The 19465-nt window shown below is 60.1% G+C and carries 16 protein-coding genes; 9 read left to right on the top strand and 7 right to left on the bottom strand.

Going from position 1 to position 19465, the window contains the following annotated elements; all coding sequences use genetic code 11:
- Positions 1-21: 21 nt before the first annotated feature.
- Positions 22-1032, bottom strand: coding sequence for an NAD-dependent epimerase (locus tag ACB034_RS06185; protein ID WP_371172351.1), 1011 nt, complete (start codon positions 1030-1032; stop codon positions 22-24).
- The gene (locus ACB034_RS06180; RefSeq protein ID WP_268855183.1) at positions 1029-2390 is read right to left on the bottom strand and encodes a UDP-glucose/GDP-mannose dehydrogenase family protein; all 1362 of its coding nucleotides are present in this window, start codon (positions 2388-2390) and stop codon (positions 1029-1031) included. Before ACB034_RS06180 ends, ACB034_RS06185 begins: the two co-directional genes overlap by 4 nt.
- A gap of 312 nt (positions 2391-2702) precedes the next feature.
- On the opposite strand from ACB034_RS06180, the gene ACB034_RS06175 reads away from it, so the two are divergent.
- Positions 2703-3314, top strand: coding sequence for a YitT family protein (locus tag ACB034_RS06175; protein ID WP_371172350.1), 612 nt, complete (start codon positions 2703-2705; stop codon positions 3312-3314).
- A 69-nt stretch (positions 3315-3383) separates the two neighbouring features.
- Here the strand turns inward: ACB034_RS06175 and ACB034_RS06170 are convergent, their stop codons facing one another.
- From ACB034_RS06170 to ACB034_RS06150, 5 genes are all read right to left on the bottom strand, one after another.
- On the bottom strand, positions 3384-4385 hold the full coding sequence (locus tag ACB034_RS06170) for an ABC transporter ATP-binding protein (protein ID WP_371172349.1): 1002 nt from the start codon (positions 4383-4385) through the stop codon (positions 3384-3386).
- The gene (locus tag ACB034_RS06165) at positions 4382-5440 is read right to left on the bottom strand and encodes an ABC transporter ATP-binding protein (RefSeq protein ID WP_371172348.1); all 1059 of its coding nucleotides are present in this window, start codon (positions 5438-5440) and stop codon (positions 4382-4384) included. Before ACB034_RS06165 ends, ACB034_RS06170 begins: the two co-directional genes overlap by 4 nt.
- Positions 5441-5465: 25 nt before the next feature.
- Positions 5466-7283, bottom strand: coding sequence for an extracellular solute-binding protein (locus tag ACB034_RS06160; RefSeq protein ID WP_371172347.1), 1818 nt, complete (start codon positions 7281-7283; stop codon positions 5466-5468).
- A gap of 94 nt (positions 7284-7377) precedes the next feature.
- Positions 7378-8421, bottom strand: a complete 1044-nt coding sequence (locus ACB034_RS06155) for an ABC transporter permease subunit (protein WP_342010292.1) — start codon at positions 8419-8421, stop codon at positions 7378-7380.
- Between the two features lie 100 nt (positions 8422-8521).
- Positions 8522-9547, bottom strand: a complete 1026-nt coding sequence (locus tag ACB034_RS06150) for an ABC transporter permease subunit (protein WP_047438175.1) — start codon at positions 9545-9547, stop codon at positions 8522-8524.
- Between the two features lie 739 nt (positions 9548-10286).
- Here ACB034_RS06150 and ACB034_RS06145 point away from each other — a divergent pair.
- The 8 genes from ACB034_RS06145 to ACB034_RS06110 all read left to right on the top strand — a co-directional run bounded on the left by ACB034_RS06145 (position 10287) and on the right by ACB034_RS06110 (position 19377).
- Positions 10287-12848, top strand: coding sequence for a TonB-dependent receptor (locus tag ACB034_RS06145; protein ID WP_042073331.1), 2562 nt, complete (start codon positions 10287-10289; stop codon positions 12846-12848).
- 108 nt (positions 12849-12956) lie between these two features.
- Positions 12957-13721 (top strand): DUF3450 domain-containing protein, encoded by a 765-nt coding sequence (locus ACB034_RS06140; protein WP_371172346.1) that lies wholly within the window; start codon positions 12957-12959, stop codon positions 13719-13721.
- The gene (locus ACB034_RS06135; protein ID WP_371172345.1) at positions 13718-15091 is read left to right on the top strand and encodes a MotA/TolQ/ExbB proton channel family protein; all 1374 of its coding nucleotides are present in this window, start codon (positions 13718-13720) and stop codon (positions 15089-15091) included. The genes ACB034_RS06140 and ACB034_RS06135 overlap by 4 nt, the downstream gene beginning before the upstream one ends.
- Before the next feature lie 10 nt (positions 15092-15101).
- Entirely contained in the window at positions 15102-15629 is a 528-nt protein-coding gene (locus ACB034_RS06130; protein WP_042073327.1) for a MotA/TolQ/ExbB proton channel family protein, read from the top strand.
- A gap of 67 nt (positions 15630-15696) precedes the next feature.
- The gene (locus tag ACB034_RS06125) at positions 15697-16104 is read left to right on the top strand and encodes a biopolymer transporter ExbD (protein ID WP_026457093.1); all 408 of its coding nucleotides are present in this window, start codon (positions 15697-15699) and stop codon (positions 16102-16104) included.
- 16 nt (positions 16105-16120) lie between these two features.
- Entirely contained in the window at positions 16121-16756 is a 636-nt protein-coding gene (locus tag ACB034_RS06120) for an energy transducer TonB (protein WP_026457092.1), read from the top strand.
- Between the two features lie 11 nt (positions 16757-16767).
- Positions 16768-18009, top strand: a complete 1242-nt coding sequence (locus ACB034_RS06115) for a lipopolysaccharide assembly protein LapB (protein WP_201940649.1) — start codon at positions 16768-16770, stop codon at positions 18007-18009.
- A 447-nt stretch (positions 18010-18456) separates the two neighbouring features.
- Positions 18457-19377: a L,D-transpeptidase family protein gene (locus ACB034_RS06110; protein ID WP_225634154.1), complete on the top strand. Its 921-nt coding sequence runs from the start codon at positions 18457-18459 to the stop codon at positions 19375-19377.
- Positions 19378-19465: the final 88 nt, after the last annotated feature.

Below are 19465 nucleotides of genomic sequence, written 5' to 3'. Positions count from 1 at the left end.
TCAGGCCAGATAGCGGCTCGCTCAGACCCCGTAGTACCCCTTGTACCACCCGACGAAACGGGTGACCCCTTGCGTCAGCCCCACTTTGGGCCGGTAGCCGGTTGCCTCGAACAGCGCCTCGGTATCGGCCCAGGTGGCGAGTACATCGCCAGGCTGCATGGGGCAGAGGTTGCGAATGGCCTGCTTGCCGAGGGCTGTTTCGATGGCCTCCACGAAGTCGACCAGACGCACCGGGCTGCCGTTGCCGATGTTGAACAGCCGATAGGGGGCCGAGCTTGACTCGGTCTGCCCGTGCCAGGCGGGGTTCGCCACCGGGGGGCGATCCGCGATCCGTATCACCCCCTCGACGATGTCGTCGATATAGGTGAAGTCCCGGCTGAGCTGGCCCTGGTTGTAGATGTCGATGGGTTCATCGTTCAGGATGGCCCGCACGAACTTGAACAGGGCCATGTCGGGGCGCCCCCAGGGGCCGTAAACGGTGAAGAAACGCAGCCCTGTGGTCGGTAAACCGTAGAGGTGGGAGTAGGAGTGGGCCATCAGCTCATTGGCCTTCTTGCTCGCCGCATAGAGGGAGACGGGATGATCCACCCCGTCCGAGGTCTTGAACGGCATCTGCTCGTTGAGGCCGTAAACCGAGCTGGAGGAGGCATAGACCAGGTGCCCGACCCCATGATGGCGGCACCCCTCGAGGATGGTGAGGGTCCCGTTGAGATTGCTGTCGGCATAGGCGAAGGGGTTGTCCAGCGAGTAGCGTACCCCGGCCTGGGCGCCAAGATGGATCACCCGATCGAACTGCTCCCGGACACTCTCGCGGGCAAAGAACGCCGCCATGGCTTGCCTGTCCGCGAGATCGCCGCGCTCGAAGCGAAAACCGGGCAGCGGCAGGAGCTGCGCCAGCCGCGCCTCTTTCAGGCTCACCTCGTAGTAGTCATTGAGATTGTCGAGGCCGACGACCTGATGCCCTTCGTGACAGAGCCTTTGCGCCACATGAAAACCGATAAAGCCGGCGGCGCCGGTGACCAGGTACTTCATTGTGCTTTCTCCAGCGCGTGCGCTTTTTCCAGGCTGTCGCCACGGCCGATGGCGTAATAGGTGAAGCCACGCTGGTGCAGGCGGGCCGGATCATAGAGGTTGCGGCCATCGAGGATGACGGGTTGTTTCAGTGTGCGCTTGATAAGCTCGAAGTCGGGGGCACGGAACTGTTGCCACTCGGTGCAGATGAGCAGGGCATCGGCGCCCTTGAGAGCCGCCTCCTGGGTGCCGCACAGGGTCAGATCGTCGCGCAGGCCGTAGAGGTGCTGGGCCTCTTTCATCGCCTCGGGGTCAAACGCCTGCACCTTGCCGCCGGCGGCCCAGATGGCCTCCATCAACACCCGGCTCGGCGCTTCGCGCATGTCATCGGTATTGGGTTTAAAAGCCAGCCCCCACAGGGCGAAGGTGTGCCCCGTCAGGTCGTTGCCAAAGTGCTTAAGCAGGCGCTCGATGAGTTTGTGTTTCTGCCTGTCGTTGACCTTCTCCACCGAGCGCAGCAGGGGCACGTCGCAGCCACTTTCGCTGGCGGTATGGATCAGCGCTTTCACATCCTTGGGGAAGCAGGATCCGCCGTAGCCGCAACCCGGGTAGATGAAGTGGTAGCCGATGCGCGGGTCGGCGCCGATCCCCTTGCGCACCTCCTCGATGTCGGCACCGAGGCGCTCCGCCAGCCCGGCCATCTCGTTCATGAAGGAGATCTTGGTGGCCAGCATGGCGTTGGCGGCGTACTTGGTGAGCTCGGCGCTGCGGGCATCCATCTGGATGATGCGATCATGGTTGCGGTTGAAGGGGGCGTAGAGCTCCTCCAGCAGGGACATGGCGTGATCCGAGTCGGTGCCGATGATGATGCGATCCGGGCGCAGGCAGTCGGCCACCGCCGCCCCCTCCTTGAGAAACTCGGGGTTGGAGACCACCTCGATGGGCAGAGCAACACCCCGCTCCTTGAGGATGCCGTCGATATGCTGGCGCACCCTGGCGGCCGTGCCGACCGGCACCGTGCTCTTGTTGATCACCACCTTGCCCGCCTGCATCAGACGGCCTATGGTGCCGGCCACCGCCAGCACGTGCTGAAGATCGGCAGAACCGTCTTCGTCAGGCGGGGTGCCGACCGCGATGAAGATGAGCTCGGCAAAGGCCACCCCTTCGGCCACGTCCGTGGTGAAGTGCAGGCGGCCAGCCTGATGGTTGGCCTGCACCATGGGCGCCAGTCCGGGTTCGAAGATGGGGATGATCCCCTCCTTGAGGCGTGCGACCTTGCTGTCGTCCACATCCACACAGGTGACCTGATGGCCCATCTCGGCGAGCACGGCGGCCTGAACCAGTCCCACATAACCAATCCCGAATACGACGACTCTCATCTGCGCTTTGCTCCTCGATGCAGGCAGTGACAAGCCATCCATTCTAGAGGGATCCGTTTTTTTGGGCAGTGAGTTTAGTCGTTTTTTTCAGGCTCGATTCAGTTTGGACTTACCACTGCTTTGTCTTGTTTTGGTGCAAGGATTGTAACGTTGTGCTGACGAACACCATTTTGGTGCGTTCAGGCCGCGTCTTGTGATCCGGGTCACTGAAGCCGGACACTGTCGCCCATAACGAAGCCTTGCCAACAAGGCTCGCAGCCGGTCAGCCGGCGACAGACACTCTTTACATTACTTCGCTTGGATACACAGGTTATGGACAACACCTTGATTCGCAACGCGCATCCCGTCTATGAGGATGTGCTGGCCCTGCTGACCGCGGCGGGCTTCGTCTCCCTCGGCATCTTTCTGTTCCATCAGGTTGGTCTGCTCACCGGCGGTACCGCCGGGCTGGCGCTGCTGCTGCAACAGGTGACCGGCGTCAGCTTCGGCCTGCTGTTCTTCTGCATCAACCTCCCTTTCTACGTCCTGGCCTGGCTGCGTATGGGGCCGCGTTTTACTCTCAACACCTTCGCCTCGGTGGCGGCGGTCTCCTTCATGACCGATCACCTCAACGGCGTGCTGCAGATCGGCAAGATAGAGCCCCTCTATGCGGCGCTCATCGGTGGTACCCTGATCGGCATGGGGCTGCTCATCATGTTTCGCCACAAGTCGAGCCTGGGTGGCTTCAACATACTGGCGCTGTTTGTTCAGGATCGCTTCGGTATCCGGGCCGGCAAGCTACAGATGGGGCTGGATTGCTCCATCGTCGTGACCTCCTTCTTCGTGGTGCAACCCTGGATCCTGGCGCTCTCCATCGTCGCGGCCGTTATCTGTAATCTTGTGTTGACACTCAACCACAAGCCGGGGCGCTACCAGATCGCCTGATTGGGAATGACATCAGCCATGAAACGAGGCGGCCACAGGGCCGCCTCGTTCGCTTCTGCCTTGCCTGCGTCAGCTGGCCTGATCCAGCGAGGGATCGCCGCTGGCGGAGAGCGGCGTGTGGCAGGCCACCTGGTGGGCACCGTCACCGCACAGTGCCAGTTTCGGCGCCGTGCTTCTGCACAGCTCGCTGGCATAAGGGCAGCGCTGGTGGAAGTGGCAGCCGCTCGGGGGCGAGATGGGCGAGGGCACGTCGCCGGTCAGCAGGATGCGCTGGCTGCGCCGACGGGGATCCGGCACCGGAATGGCCGAGATGAGCGCCCTGGTATAGGGGTGGCGCGGCGCCAGATAGAGTGACTGCGCCTCTGCCAGTTCGACGATCCTGCCCAGATACATGACGGCGACCCGATCCGAGATGTGTTTCACCACCGACAGGTCGTGGGCGATGAAGATGATGGCGAGGTTCATCTCCTGCTGCAAAGTGAGCAGCAGGTTGACGATCTGCGACTGCACCGAGACATCGAGGGCCGACACTGCCTCGTCACACACCAGCAGCTTGGGTTTGAGGGCGATGGCCCGGGCAATCCCGATGCGCTGGCGCTGGCCGCCGGAAAATTCGTGGGGGTAGCGATCCATTGCGCTGCCTGGCAAACCGACTTTCTCAAGCAGCTCCAGCACCCACTCGCGGCGCTGGGTAGTGTTGCCCTTGCCGTGGATGATGAAGGGCTCTTCCAGGATCTGGCCCACAGTGTGGCGGCTGTTGAGGGATTCTGCAGGATCCTGAAACACTATCTGCATCTCCTGGCGCAGGGATCGCATCTCCCTGGGGGAGAGGTGGGTGATATCCCGCCCCTCGAAGGTGATGGTGCCGGCGCTCGGCTCGAACAGCTTGAGCAGGGTGCGTCCCAGGGTGGACTTGCCACAGCCGGATTCGCCCACCAGTCCCAGCGTCTCCCCCTGTTTCAGGTCGAAGCTGATGCCATCCACCGCGTGGACCGTATATTGCTTGCGCAAAAATCCTCCCCCCAGCCGAAAGTGCTGTTTCAGATCCCGCACCGATAAAAGCGTGCTCATACGGTCAACTCCTTCCAGTAATGGCAGGCCACCCTGTGGTGGGGATTGAGCTGCTCGACCGCCGGAATGGCGCTGACGCAAAGATCGGTGGCGTGGGGGCAGCGATTGGAGAAACGACAGCCGGCTGGCATCTCGTCAAGGGCGGGCACCTGGCCCCTGATGGTTTTGAGCAGGCTCTTGGGGGCATCTTCGAGACGGGGGAGCGAGGCCATCAGGCCATGGGTATAGGGGTGGCGTGGCTGGTCAAACAGCTCGAACACGTCTGCCTGCTCCACCGCACGGCCGGCGTACATCACCACCACTTCATCGCACAGCTCCGCCACCACCCCGAGATCGTGGGTGATGAAGATGATGGCCATGCCGGTCTGGGCCTGCAACTCCTTCATCAGCTCCAGGATCTGGGCCTGGATGGTGACATCGAGCGCCGTGGTCGGCTCATCGCAGATAAGCAGGGAAGGCTCGCAGGCCAGCGCCATGGCGATCATCACCCGCTGGCGCATGCCGCCGGAGAGGTTGTGGGGATAAACGGCAAAGCGCTGGGCCGGTTCCGGGATCCCCACCTTCTGCAGCATGGCGATGGCCGCCTCCCTGCGCTGGGCCTTGTTGTAGTCGGGGCGGTGGAGACGAAACACCTCCATCAGCTGATCCCCGACCGTCTGCACTGGGTTGAGCGCCGTCATCGGCTCCTGAAAGATCATCGAGATGCGGTTGCCACGCACCCTGTACATCTGATCCGGCGCCAGAGTGAGCAGCTCCTCCCCCTGAAAGCGGATGGAGCCCGCCACCACCTGGCCGTGGGGCTTGGGCAGCAGTCCCATGATGGCGAGCGAGGTGACGCTCTTGCCGCAGCCGGACTCGCCGACGATCCCCAGGGTCTGGCCCGGAGCAACCTGGAAGCTGACCCCGTCGAGCACCTTGATCTTGCCGTCGTCGACGGCGAACTCCACCTCGAGATCGCGCACCTCAAGAATCGGGGTCTTGTTCTGGCCGTTCTCAACGGCACCCTCCACCACCTTATCCCGAACGTCAAGAATGGAGGCCTGTGTGTTGGGCATGACTGCTGCTCCCTTCTCTGCGGCATCAATGACGAGCATAGGTCTTGTCGGTCTGCGTAATGGGGGTCAGCGCCTCCCCTGCCTCCCTGGCTTTCTGGGTCTCTTCCTTCACCTTGGGATCGAGCCAGAGCAGGCCGCCACTGCTGTGGGGATAGCCATCCATGGGCCAGTAGAGCAGATCAGGTGTGTTTCGGGTGGCCGGCACCTCGGGCAGCATCACATAACGCCAGCTGCTGGCCCGCACATAGTTGAGCTGGACCCCGGGCACGAAGATGGCGAGATCATAGATGCGCTGCTGGATCTGGCGGGAGATCTCCGCACGCTTGCCCATGTCGAATTCGACGTTATAGGCGTCGATAAGGTTATCCAGCTCCTTGTCGGCCACGTTGAACAGGTTGTTGGTCTGCGGCTTGTTGGCGTTGGCCGAGTGGAACGACTCCCAATATTGCGGATAGAGACCCCCGCCAGCCCAGCCCATCCAGGCCGCCTCGTGTTTCTTCTCCAGCATCACCTTGAAGCCGGTGGCACCATCCACCAGGTTGAGCTCCAGATCCAGCCCCGCCTTCTTGGCCTCTTCCTTCAGCACGGTCAGCCGCTTGGAGTGCTCCTGACTGGTGTAGGTGACGGCCAGGGTCAGCCGCTCCCCCTTGTCGTTTTGCAGGATGCCGTCCGGCCCCGGCTTGCTATAGCCCCCCTTGGCGAAGTAGTCGCGTGCCTTGGCGATGTCATAGGTCCGCTCCGGCAGCGTCATGTTGGTAAATTCGCCAAAGCCCGAGCCGAAGGTGGTGGCCCGGTTGTAGTCGCCCCGCAGCACGGTTTCGATCATCTTGTCGATGTTGAAGGCGTGCTGGATGCCGAGCCGCACATTGATGTCCGCCAGCTTGGGCGTGCTGATGTTGAGGTGAACTCCCTGCCCGCCCTGCTTGGTGTCGGTCATGGCCATCACCTTTTGCACGTACCCCTTCTTGTACTCGGGGGTGACGGCCTTCTCGTGCCACCAGTTCGGCAGGATCATCTCGAAGGTGTCTATCTCCCCTTTCAGGAAGTGGCGAAAGGCGATATTGCGATCCCGGATCACCTGCACCTTGATGGTGTCGAGGTTGAATCTGTGCTGGTTGTAGCGATCGTCCTTTGCCCACCACTCCTTCTGCTTGCTGAAGGTGATGGATTTACCCTTCTTCACGTCGGTCATCACGTAAGGGCCCGTGGTGGGCACCACGGCCCAGTTGTACTGCTTCACCCAATTGGGGCCGAGCTTGTAGTAGTGCTTGGGCTGGGGCCACAGCTCTGTGGTGTTGAGGAGATCCAGCCTGGCCTTGCGGCTGCCCGCCTTCACCAGGATGGTGTGGTCGTCGATCTTCTCCACCGCCACCACCTCGGTGGTGTAGTAGTTGTTGAACCAGGGGCCCTTGATGTCCTTGGAACGCATCATCTCGTAGCCGAAGGTGTAGTCATCGGCGGTGACGGGCTTGCCGTCCGACCATTTGGCGCGCGGATCCAGCTTGAAGTAGACGGTCTGGCTGTCCGGCGCGATGGCCCAGGCGCTCGCGAGGGACGGGATGGGGTTGCCGGTATTGGGGTGGAAGCTGATGAGCCTCAGCTGGTTGTCCAAGATGAAGGAGCGAAACGCGCCGTTGGAGTCGGGCCCGACGGTGCGAAACGTCAGCGGAAAGCTATCGACAAACATGGTGATGCTGCCGCCTGGCAGCGCCTTGGGGGAGGCGAACACGGGATCCGTGTCGTTGGTCTCCCACTTGAGATCCGCAGGCAGGCTGGCCGCCCAGCCCCAGGATCCGTTCCCCAGCAGAAAAAGTGCACCTATCCATTTGATTTTATTGTTCATGTTTGACTTCCTGGTCATTCCCCACTGCGGGGGCTTGATTGATAACGAGTTAATCCATGTGACCCGTGGCCGCCCGCTGTGGCGGCTCGTCCTGTCACTGATAACGGGTAAATTTGCGCGGATCGAACGCCTCGCGAATGGCCTCGCCGATAAAGGAGACCATGATCAGCACCAGGCTCACCGCCGCCACCACCGAGCTCACGATCCAGATAGCGTCCAGGTTGTTGATGCCCTGGGAGAGCAGCTCCCCCCAGCTCGGGGTCGGTGGTGCCAGGCCAAAGCCCAGATAGTCCAGCGCCGTCAGGGTGGAGATATTGCCCACTACGGCAAAGGGCGCCAGGGTGACGATCATCATCAGGGTATTGGGCAGGATGTGGTGGAAGATGATCCGCCCCGTGCTCGCCCCCTGGGCCCGCGCCGCCATCACATAGTCCCGCGCCCGCTCCTTGTAGGTGAGGGTGCGCATGTACCAGGTGATGCCCATCCAGCCGAACAGCACGTTGATGGCGACAAACAGGCCGAAGTTCGGTTTGGCCAGCGACACCAGGATCATGATGACGTAGAGGAAGGGCACCTGGGACCAGATCTCGATAAAGCGCTGCAGCACCAGGTCAAAGCGTCCGCCGAGGAAACCCATCATGCAGCCGATGGTGACCCCGATGGCGTAGCTGGCCACCAGGGCGATGAAGGCAAAGCCGATGGCGATGCGAAAGCCGTAGACCAGCCGTGCCAGCACGTCGCGGCCGCTGGTGTCGGTGCCGAGGAAGTGACGATCGGCCGTGCTCGGGGCATAGGGCGGGTAGGCATCCTCCTTGAAGTCCTGTTCGTAAGGATTCCAGGGCACCAGCGGTAGCAGCACCCAGTCCCCTTTTCCTTCCTGCACGAACTTGGTCTGCAACTGGCGGTAGTTGGTCTCGTACTCGTAATCGAGCCCGAAGTGCTGACCCGGGATCACGTCGCCATAGGTGGGGAAGTAAAGCTGGCCCTGATAGCTCACCATCAGCGCCCGGCTGTTGACCAGCAGCTCCGCCAGCAGGGAGAGCACCACCAGGGTGGTGAAGATGATAAAGGAGTAGTAGCCGCGTTTTATCGATTTGAAACGCTTAAGTTTTTTCAAGGTGACAGGGTTCATGCTCACTCTCCAAACCGCACGCGGGGATCGACCAGGGCGACACAGATGTCGGAGACGATATGGGCTGACATCAGCATCGGCATGGCAACAGAGTTCTGGCTCATGATTACTCTCCAAACCGCACGCGGGGATCGACCAGAGCGACACAAATGTCGGAGACGATATTGCCCACCAGCATCAGCATGGAGGTGATGGCCAGTATGCCCATCACTGTGGGGTAATCCCGCTCGACGATCGCCTCGTAACCGAGCAGGCCGATGCCGTCGATGTTGAAGATGGTCTCGATGAGGAAGGAGCCCCCGAAAAAGACGGTGAGCACTGACCCCAGGTGACTGGCGATGGGGATCAGGCTGTTGCGCATGGCGTGATCGGTGACCGCCTTGCGAAATGGCAGTCCTTTGGCCACGGCGGTGCGCACGTAATCCGCCGACAGGTTCTCCATCAGGCTGTTCTTCATGGTCATGGTGAGGATGGCGAAATCCCCGATGGCGTAGGCGATGAGCGGCAGCAGGGCGTGGGCGAAGACGGTGCGGATCTGATCCCAGCTGCTCTCCATGTATTCAAAATCGTCCCCCGGGAAGCCCCCCATGGGCAGCCACTCAAGATGGAAGGCGAAGACGGTGATGAGAAAGATCCCCACCACGTAGGCAGGTAATGCATAAGCCATGTAGATGAGCATGGAACTTAACGAATCGAAGCGGCTGTTGTGCCTGAGCGCCTTGGCCACCCCGAGCGGGATGGAGACGGCGTAGCTCAGCAAGAAGGTCGCCAGTCCGAAGAAGGCGGTGACCGGTAGCCGCTCCTTGATGAGATCCCACACCGGCTCGTAGTAACGGGTCGACTCCCCCAGATCCAGCACCACCAGCTTCTGCAGCCACTCCCAATAGGCAACCAGCATGGGCTTGTCGAGTCCGTAGAACGCCTTGAGTTCCTCGATCTGTTCGTCAGAGAGCGCCTGGGCCCCCTTGCTGCCACTGGAGCGACCGCTTTCGTTCTGCGACACCTGTGCCTGCAGCAACATGCGTTCGACCGGGCCGCCCGGCACGAAACGGGTGATGGTGAAGACGAGCAGGGTGATACCGAGGAACGTCGGGATGATCAAAAGCATCCGGCGTAGAAAGTACGACAGCATGATGGAACCTCGTCCTTGTTGTTCTTTTTTGTGGCTAGTCACATCCGGTGGCCAGCCTGTCCTTCCTGGCATTACGCGCTGGATCGCCTGACAAATAGCAGACAATCCGCTCGGCCACTGTAAAAGCTCTGAAACAAAAATCAAGTACAAGGAAATGCAAAACCGGGACAAATGAGATGCAGAGACAAAAACGGGCGGGAAACGGCACTTTTTATCTGGAAATATAAAATCGACATAAAACGCTGCGTCTCAATATTTTTTGAAATTTTATAAACAGTCGTTTCAATACATGTAGTTTGATTTTATCTTTTTGATTTTTAATGTTTTTATATTTTGATGCGTTACTTTGTAAACGATACCAGCAATATTGTTATATCTCTGATACCAGCCAGGACGGCCGTTTGGCAACCTGTCTTGTGATGGAGTTTAATCCTGATTAATTCGATAGTTTCAAAACAAAATATATAGCGACAGCATGTTGTTCAATAAGTTCATGAAACTTCAATTTAACGCCAAATACGCATTTTAACAAAATATTTACATTGTTTTTTTAACTAATACCAGAATGATTCACTAAAAAAATCCCGTTTAAATAAGATACCTGTCTTATTGCTGGGTTTTCTTTCGTGTCTCCCACCTCCATTGACGTCACCTGTCAAAGATTGATAAGCCTTACGCACTGCTCCAAAGAGGGCGGTATCAGGAAGCAAACAATAAACAACCAGGAAGGATATAAGCGATGCTTAGGAAGAGCAGGATCTCTGCTGCGATTGCGTTCGCCTTGGCGAGCCTTGCAGCGGCCCCGTCCGTATCTGCCGAAGAGGGGCAGAACGTTGAAAAACTGCAGAAAATCAAAGTCACTGGCTCCCGTATTTCCCGTGTCGATGTCGAAGGTGCCACCCCGGTTGTCTCCGTCAGCAAGGCCCAGATAGAACAGTCCGGTCAGCAGACCGTGGCGGATTATCTGAAGCAGGCCTCCTACAACTCCTTTGGTGGATACTCTCCCTCGTCTGGTGACTCCTATCAGTCCCAGGGCACTGTCGGTCTGCGTGGCCTGGGCTCTACCCGTACTCTGGTGTTGCTCAATGGCAAGCGGATCGCCGGTTCACCGACCATGGGCGGTACTTCCATCAACCTCAACACCATTCCCATGGCGGCCGTCGAGCGGGTTGAAGTGAACCTGGACGGCGGCTCGGCGCTCTATGGCTCCGATGCCATCGGTGGCGTCATCAACGTGATCCTCAAAGAGGGTTTCGACGGCCTGATGTTCCAGGGGCGTTTCGGCTCACCGACCGAAGAGGGTGGTGATGAGCAGAGCGGCTCCATCGTCAGCGGCATCACGGGGGAGAAAGGCTCCCTGATGATGGTCTACGAGCACGATGTGAAGGACGTGATCTACTACCGTGATCGTGACTATCTGGCATTGCAGGGCGCCTCGGCCCCCAGCCTCTATGGCCGCAATATCAAGGGCGTAGATGCAGCGACCGGCAAGACGGTCACCCGTACCCTGGACGGGATCGATTGTGAAAGCACTGGTGCCGGTTTTGTGACCAAGGGCACGGCCTGTCGCTTCGACTTTGCCCAGGTTGCCGCCAAGACGGCGTCCCGTACCCGTGACACCGTCTATGTGAACGGTCGTTACCATATCAACGACAACGTGGACTTCGTTCCCCAGATGATTGGCTCCCGTGTCACCAGCTTTGGTCGTTTTGCGCCGGCTGCGGGCGTCTTCTCGGTCAACGGCGGCACTACTGGCGGCGATGCCGTGCTGGCAGACAATGGTTTCAACACCGGTGTGGGTGAAAAAGCCACCGTTTACTACCGCTTCAACAACGTGGGTCCCCGTGACAATGACGTGACCGACCTGACCGGCTCCATGAACCTGGGCTTCGAGGGCGTACTGCCGACCGAAGCGGTAGGGGATGTGGAGTGGAACGCCGGTTACATGTACTCCAAGACCGACAACAAGAGCTCGGGTAGCGGTTACGTGCTGGAGCCTGCGGTCCAGACCCAGGTCAACAGCGGCAATTTCGTCAATGGCAGCTTCTCTGACAGCGCGACCAACGATCTCTCCTACGACACCAGCCGCACCTCCAAGATGGATTTCTTCCAGTGGTACGGTGGTCTGGGCTGGGAGATGGGCGAACTGCCCGCCGGTCCCGTGAGCTGGTATCTGGGGGCCGAGTATAACGACTGGGTCTACTCCGATACCTATGACAGCCAGTCCGAGGCGGGCAACGTCCTGGGCTCCTCCGGCAACTCGGGTTCCGGGGTGCGCGATGTGTTTGCCACCTATATCGAAACCCTGATCCCCATCACCGAGCAGATCGAGCTGAACCTGGCCGGTCGCTATGACAAGTACAGCGACTTTGGCAGCGCCTTCTCGCCCAAGGCCAGCCTGCGCTATCAGCCGCTCGACAACCTGATGTTCAGAACCTCCTGGTCCCAGTCTTTCCGGGCACCCGGACTGGATGATCTGTATGCGGCAGACTCTTTCTCTGCTGACTTTGCCAAGGATTATGTGGGTTGCCAGGCCAATAATGTCGCCAACTGCCCCGAGTCGCAGTACGACACCACCCGCCAGGCCAACAAGCAGCTGAAAGAAGAGACGGCCGACACCTTTACCATTGGTGCCGCCTACAGCCCGCTGGACAACCTGAACCTCTCGCTGGATTACTACTACATCAAGATTGATGACGTGATCCAGCTGGCCACCACTCAGACCCAGTTCTATCAGGAGCTCAACACCGGCAGCAACCCGAACGTCGTTCGCGATGCCAATGGCGATGTCGAGATGGTCTATGCCGGCATGGTCAACCTGGGTCAGCTCAAGACCAGCGGTCTCGACTTCAAGGCGGATTACAAGTACGACTTCAACGTCTTCACCATGCGTTATGACTTCGGCGGGACTTACATCCTGAAGTACGAAGAGGGTCTGTTCGCCGGTGGCCCCATGATCGACAAGAAGGGTTGGAACGAGCGGCCCGAGCTGCGCTTCAACTCCGGGATCGGTGCCACCTTCCCGCAGTGGTGGAATCTTGATGCCTACCTGAGCGCCAACTACATCGACTCCCAGAGTCAGGATTATGTCGACGGTCAGGAAGAGGGTCACATCGCTTCCAACACTGTCTGGAACCTGAACGTGGCGGTCGATACCAGCTGGAACGCCAAGATCCAGGCCGGTGTGAAGAACATGTTCAACCGCGAACCTTCCCTGTCGAGCGACGGCTTCACCTACACCGAAGACCTCTACAGCATCGATGGTCGCATCTACTACATCGACTACACCCAGAAGTTCTAATCAACCCCGTTGATACAACATCTCAGCCGGCCCGGTCGGGCCGGCTGTGCCCAACGTCCAAGGAAGTTACGGAGATAGGGTAATCCTATGAAGACAAGGACCATTACAATGAAGAAAGCGCTCCTTGGCAGCCTGGTATCGGCCGCCTTGTTGACCAGCTTCAATCTGGGTGCCGCCACCGCCGGACAGGCCGTGGACGCTCAAGCCGCCACCGACAACGCATCCAAAGTTTCCCAGCAGAAGATCGACAACTACGCCGAGTCCGCCGAGTCCGCACTGGCTCAATACAAGGCGGCCCTGCGCCAGGTCGACAGCCTGCGCACCTACAACGAGCAGGTCGCCAAGATGGTCGAGTCCCAGAGCAGCGAGCTGGCCTCGATGCAAAAGCAGATCGCCCAGATCGACCAGACCAGCACCGAAGTGGTGCCCCTGATGCTCAAGATGATCGACTCCCTCGAACAGTTCGTCTCCCTGGATCTGCCGTTCCAGAAGGTCGAGCGTGAAGACAGGGTCGCCGCCCTGACCGACCTGATGAACCGGGCCGACGTCACCATCTCAGAGAAGTACCGCAAGATCCTGGAGGCCTACCAGATCGAGGAGAGCTTCAGCCGCACCATCGAGGCCTACAAGGCGAGCCTGGACAAGGATGGTAGCGAGAAGACCTACGAGTTCCTGCGCGTCGGTCGCATCGCCCTCCTTTATCAGTCTCCGGATGGCCAGGAAACCGGCATGTGGAACAAGCAGACCCGTCAATGGGAAGAGTTGCCCCAAGAGTATCGCAGTGCGGTTGAACATGGCTTGCGTATTGCCAAGAAGCAGGCGCCTCCTGCGCTTATCAAGCTGCCGGTTCACACTGCGGAGAAAGCATCATGAAAGGAATCAAACTTGCCATCGCCTCCCTGATTGCGGGAGCCACCCTGATCACATTGCCGGTGACTGCCGTCGAAAAGCCGGTGGATCTCAATGCGCTGCTGAACCAGGTGAAAGCCTCCAGCTTAAGCGAATCCCAGCTCAACAAGGAGCGGGAAGCCCGCTTCCTGGCTGACAAGAACGAGCAGGCCGCCCTGCTGGCCAAGGCCAAGGCGGAGCTGGCAGCCGAGACAGCCAAGGGCGAACAGCTCAAGGCGACCTTTGATGCCAACGACAAGCAGCTGACCGAACTGACCGAGACCCTGCGCCAGCGCTCCGGCAACATGGGCGAGATGTTCGGCGTACTGCGCCAGTTCGCCGGCGAGTTCAAGGGGATCTTCAACGCCTCCGCCCGCCGGGTGGAACATCCGGAGCAGGCGGTACTGCTGACCCGTCTGGCCGAGAGCAAGGAGCTTCCCTCCAGCGATGATCTGGAAGCCTTCTGGACCACCACTCTCGGCCGCATGGTCGATGGCGGCAAGGTGAGCCAGATCCCGGCGACCGTGGTTTACGGCGAGGGCAATCAGGCCGAGAAGACGGTCACCCAGATCGGCGAGTTCAACACTGTCTCCGAAGGCAACTACCTGACCTTCGTGCCGGAAACCGGCAAGTTCGAGCAACTCTCCCGCCAACCGGAGAAGAGCGTGCTGGCACCGCTCGCCGAGTTTGAAGCGGGTGGTGAAGGGGTCAAGCCTGTCTTTATCGACCCGTCCCGTGGCGTGATCCTCTCCCTGCTGGTGCAGTCGCCGACCCTGAAGGAGCGTATCGATCAGGGTGGCACTGTGGGTTATGTGATCCTCGCACTCGGGGTCATCGGTACCTTGCTGGCCATCTTCTGTGGCATCCGCCTTTCGCTGATCGGCTCTTCCATGCGCAAGCAGCTGAAATCCGATCAGGTGATCAAGGGCAACCCCATCGGTGACATGCTGGGGGCCTATCAGGCGCACCGTGGTGACAACATCGAGGATCTGGAGTCCAAGCTCGACGAGATCATCCTGCGCAACGTACCCAAGTTCGAGAAGGGCATCAGCATCATCAAGCTGATCGCCTCGGTCGCTCCGCTGCTGGGTCTGCTGGGTACCGTAGTCGGGATGATCGCCACCTTCCAGGCCATCACCTTGTTCGGTACCGGCGATCCCAAGCTGATGGCCGGCGGTATTTCCGAAGCCCTGGTGACCACCATGCAGGGTCTGGTCGTGGCCGTGCCCATGCTGTTCCTCTACACCCTGGTGCAGACCCAGAGCCGTCGCCTGATCCAGGTACTGGAAGAGCAGAGTGCCGGTTTCGTCGCCCGTTATCAGGAGCGTCTGCACTCTGCCAAGGCAGCAGCCTAAGGAGTCATCCATGTGGTTCTGGTTGATTGAAGAAGTCGAGTCGGTCCGCCGGTTTCTGGGATTGGGGGGCGACGTGCTGGTCGCCCTGTTCTTCCTGACCCTGATGATGTGGGCCCTGTTGCTGGAGCGCTGGTTCTACTTCATCGCCGTCTACCCCAAGCAGGTGAAGCAGACCAAGGCGACCTGGCTGGCCCGCAGCGATCACCTCTCCTGGTCTGCCAGGCAGATCCGGCGCGAGCTGGTCTCAAGGGTGGCCATGGCGGTGGACAAGGGGATGCCGATCATCAAGGTGCTGATCGCCCTCTGTCCGCTGATGGGGCTGCTCGGCACCGTGGTCGGCATGGTCCAGGTGTTCGACACCCTGGCCGTGACCGGTACCGGTTCGCCGCGCGCCATGGCCTCGGGGATCTCCAAGGCTACGGTGCCGACCATGGCGGGCATGGTTGCCGCCCTTTCCGGTCTGTTTTTTGTAAACCAGCTCGATCACAAGGCCAAGCTGGCGGTCGAGAAGCTGGAAGACAACCTGAAACACGGTTGATGCAGGATGCACGCCTCCGGTCAGGCCGGACCTGTCGGAGGCTCAGAACAAGCAAGGAGTTTTTGCCATGAGAAAACGTCACAGCGACAGCGGTGCTGACGAGGCGGCCATCGATCTGACCCCCATGCTGGACATAGTGTTCATCATGCTGATCTTCTTCATCGTGACCACCTCGTTCGTCAAGGAGTCCGGTGTCGAGATCAACCGTCCCAGTGCCAACACGGCCGAGACGGTGAAGAAGGGCAACATCATGGTTGCGGTACGGGAAAATGGCCAGGTCTGGGTCGACAAGCGAGTGGTGGAAGTTGGTGCTGTGCGCGCAAACATCGAGCGGCTGCGGGCGGAGAACCCGGAGAGCGCCGTGGTGATCCAGGCCGACAGCGAATCCCGTTCCGGTCTGGTGGTGCAGGTCATGGATCAGATCCGCATGGCCGGTGTCCAGAACATCTCCATCGCTGCCGACAAGAGCAGCTGATGCCGGAGAGAGACCTATGAGATACCTGATATCGTTGGCGGTCTCCTGTGTGGTGGTGTTCTTTCTGTTTTTGGGAATGAACAAGCTGATCACACCGGATCACCGGGAGTTGACGGAGAAGGATGACGTCACCATGACCGACTTCATCCGCATCAAGCCCGATGAGACCCTGCAAGAGAAACAGAGGGAGCTGCCCAAACCGCCGCCCCCGAAGCGTCCGCCCCCCCCGCCTGAAATGGAGGTGGCAAGCACGGACAGACCGAAGATGGAGAGCGCGCCCATGGACATGCCCAAGCTCGACATCCCGGTCAACATCGGCGGCGGCAATGCCCTCGGTGCCTACAGCACGGGCGGCGGTGGTGGCGGGATCGGTGGCAACAACGGTGCCATTCCCCTGGCAACGTTCGAACCCATGATGCCCCGCAAGGCGGCGCTGGCCGGGCTCGCTTCCGGCAAGGTGCTGGTGGAGTTCACCGTGACCGAGCGCGGCACCGTCAGCAACGTGCGGATCGTGAAGGAAGAGCCGCGCAGCTATGACCTTGGCAAGGAGGCGCGCAAGACCATCGCCAAGTGGACGTTCAAACCGGCCATGGTGGATGGCAAGCCGCAGGCTTCCCGGATGCAGCAAGAAATCGAGTTCGCGGTCAACTAAGGAAGGTGGCGATGAACAAGTTACACAAGATGATCCTCGCCCCGGTCGCCATGGCGGTGCTGCTCAGCACCGCCAGTTGGGCCGCCGAGCAGCCGACCCTGTCGGATCGAGCCTATCGTGCGGTCAACAAGGCGCAGGAGCTGATCACCGAGAAACGCTATGGCGATGCCAATGCCAAGTTGCAGGAGGCCTTGTCCGGTACCGGTGAGCGGGTCTACGACAAGGGGGTTATTCTGCAAACCCTCGGCTTCGTGGCCGCGCAGCAGGAGAAGTATGGTCAGGCGACCAAATACTTCGCCGATGCCATCGCCACCGGCGGCCTGCCGCCCGTGGTGGCCCAGCAGGTGCGCTACAACCTGGCCCAGCTTTATATGGCTGAGGGCAACTTTCAGGGTTCGGTAAAGACCATGAAGGAGTGGTTTGCCAACCAGGGCAAGGATGACAAGCCAAACGCCCACGCCTACATCACCCTGGCCAACGCCCATGTGCAGCTCAAGCAGTACCGGGAGGCGATCCCTGCGGTGGATCAGGCGATCAGGCTGTCGGCGGGCAAGGCACCGGAGTCCTGGTACCTGCTCAAGATGGGGGCCCACTACGAGCTCAAGCAGTACAAGCCAGCCACCGAGGTGCTGACTACCCTGGTCAACATGTTCCCGGAGAAGAAGAAGTACTGGACCCAGCTGTCGGCCATGCACATGCAGGCGGGCAATGATGGCAAGGCGCTGGCGGCGCTGGAGTCGGCCTACAACCTCGGCATGCTGACCGAGGCAACCGAGCTGCAGCGGCTGGCCAATTACCTGGCCTTTGTCGGCATTCCCCATCGCGCCGCCCGGGTGATGGAGAAGGGGATGAAGGAGGGGGCGATTGAGGCGAGCGCCGGCAACTACAAGACGCTGGCCAACTACTGGCATCAGGCCAAGGAGCTGGATCCGGCCATCGATACGCTGGCCAAGAGCTACCGGTTGGCCCCCAGCGCCGAGCTGCAGTTGAAAATGGCGCGCATGATGATCCAGAGCAAGCGCTATCAGGACTTGGTAGCACTGGCTGCCAAACCTGCGGCGAATGCCAGTGGCGAGCAGCGCGCCGATCTGAAGTTCCTGAGCGGGATTGCCTATTTCGAGCAGCAAAAACCGAAAGAGGCGCTCAATGCCTTCACCCAGGCAGCCCAGAATGGCAATGTCAGCGGCCGCGCCTCTCCCTGGATTACTTTCCTCAAGGAGCAGACCGGTGCCACGGACGCCACGGTGCAGTAGTGAGCGTGACACAGCAATACCAATGACAACACAACCCGTAGTCCCTTTTATGGTTGCCTGGTGGCTCCATTGACCGCTCCTCGGAGCGGTTTTTTTATGGTCGCTGGTTGCTGGCCCGAGACTGGCTGGCCATATGGCGTGCAGCCCGTTAGCCGATGAGGATGGATTGCGGCAACGGGAGCGTACAACACTGGGAGGGGCAATTCAGGCTGTTCATCTTTTGCTCATGGTGGCGTGGGCACTCTGGCAGGGGAGAGGATCTCCCCCGATGGCGGTCTGTCGGCTGATTTTGATGGTAAAAGCGTTACGTCGAAGTTGAAATTTTGGCCGACACAGGAAAGAATGCGCGCTCGGTTATTGGCCTGTGGTGCAGGTTGACCCGCCACCGGCAGACCGAGGATGACAGGGCCGTCGGCCCATTGGTACAGGAAACCATACAGGAATTTTATGAATCCCCTTCGCACTGCCGCTTCGGCCCTTTTATGCACACTCGCACTGGTCAGCCAACAGGCCGCCGCCGTCGAGTACCGTCTGCCTGCGGCCAACAGCCGTCTGATCGGCGAGAACCAGGAATATGTGGTGCCCGCGGACAACCGTCCGCTGGAGCAGATCGCCTCTGACTTCCAGTTGGGTCTGACCAACATCATGGAAGCCAACCCCGGGGTCGATCCCTACCTGCCCAAGGCAGGCAGCACCCTGATCATTCCCCATCAGCTGATCCTGCCCAATGCACCCCGCGAAGGGATCGTCATCAACGTGGCCGAGATGCGCCTCTATTACTACCCGAAAGGCAAGAACGTGGTGCAGGTGCTGCCCATCGGCATCGGCCAGCTGGGGGTTAACACCCCGGAGAACTGGATCACCAAGGTGGAGCGCAAGCGCGCCAACCCGACCTGGACCCCGACCGAGAACATCCGTCGCCGCTACGCCGCCCAGGGCAAGACCCTGCCTGCGGTCTGGCCGGCCGGTCCTGACAACCCCATGGGTCTGCACGCCCTCTATATCGGCAACCTCTACGCCATCCACGGCACCAATGCCACCTTCGGCATCGGTCTGCGGGTGAGCAGCGGCTGCGTCCGTCTGCGCGCCGACGATATCAAATACCTGTTCGACCACGTGCCGGTCGGCACCCGCGTCCAGTTCGTCAACCAGCCGGTCAAGACCACGGTCGAGCCGGATGGCGGTCGCTACATGGAAGTGCACGAGCCGCTGTCGCGCACCGAGGAGGAGTTCAACTCCACCGCCGCCGTGCCGCTGCCCATGACCCCGGCCACTACCCGCTTCATCGCCCACGCCGACTCTGACTCCAATGTGGTCAAGCAGGTGCTGGAGCAGCGCAGCGGCATGCCGACCCGCCTCAATCCCTGATGAGTTCTGTGCCTTTCAAGAAGGCCCAGGCAGGCTAACGAAAACGGCGACCAGATGGTCGCCGTTTTTTATGGCTGGCGTCTGAGCG

Source organism: Aeromonas sp. S18(2024) (genome assembly GCF_041402525.1).
GTDB lineage: Bacteria > Pseudomonadota > Gammaproteobacteria > Enterobacterales > Aeromonadaceae > Aeromonas > Aeromonas enteropelogenes.
Note: the sequence above shows the minus strand (reverse complement) of the source record. Positions and strands in the feature narration are given on the sequence as shown.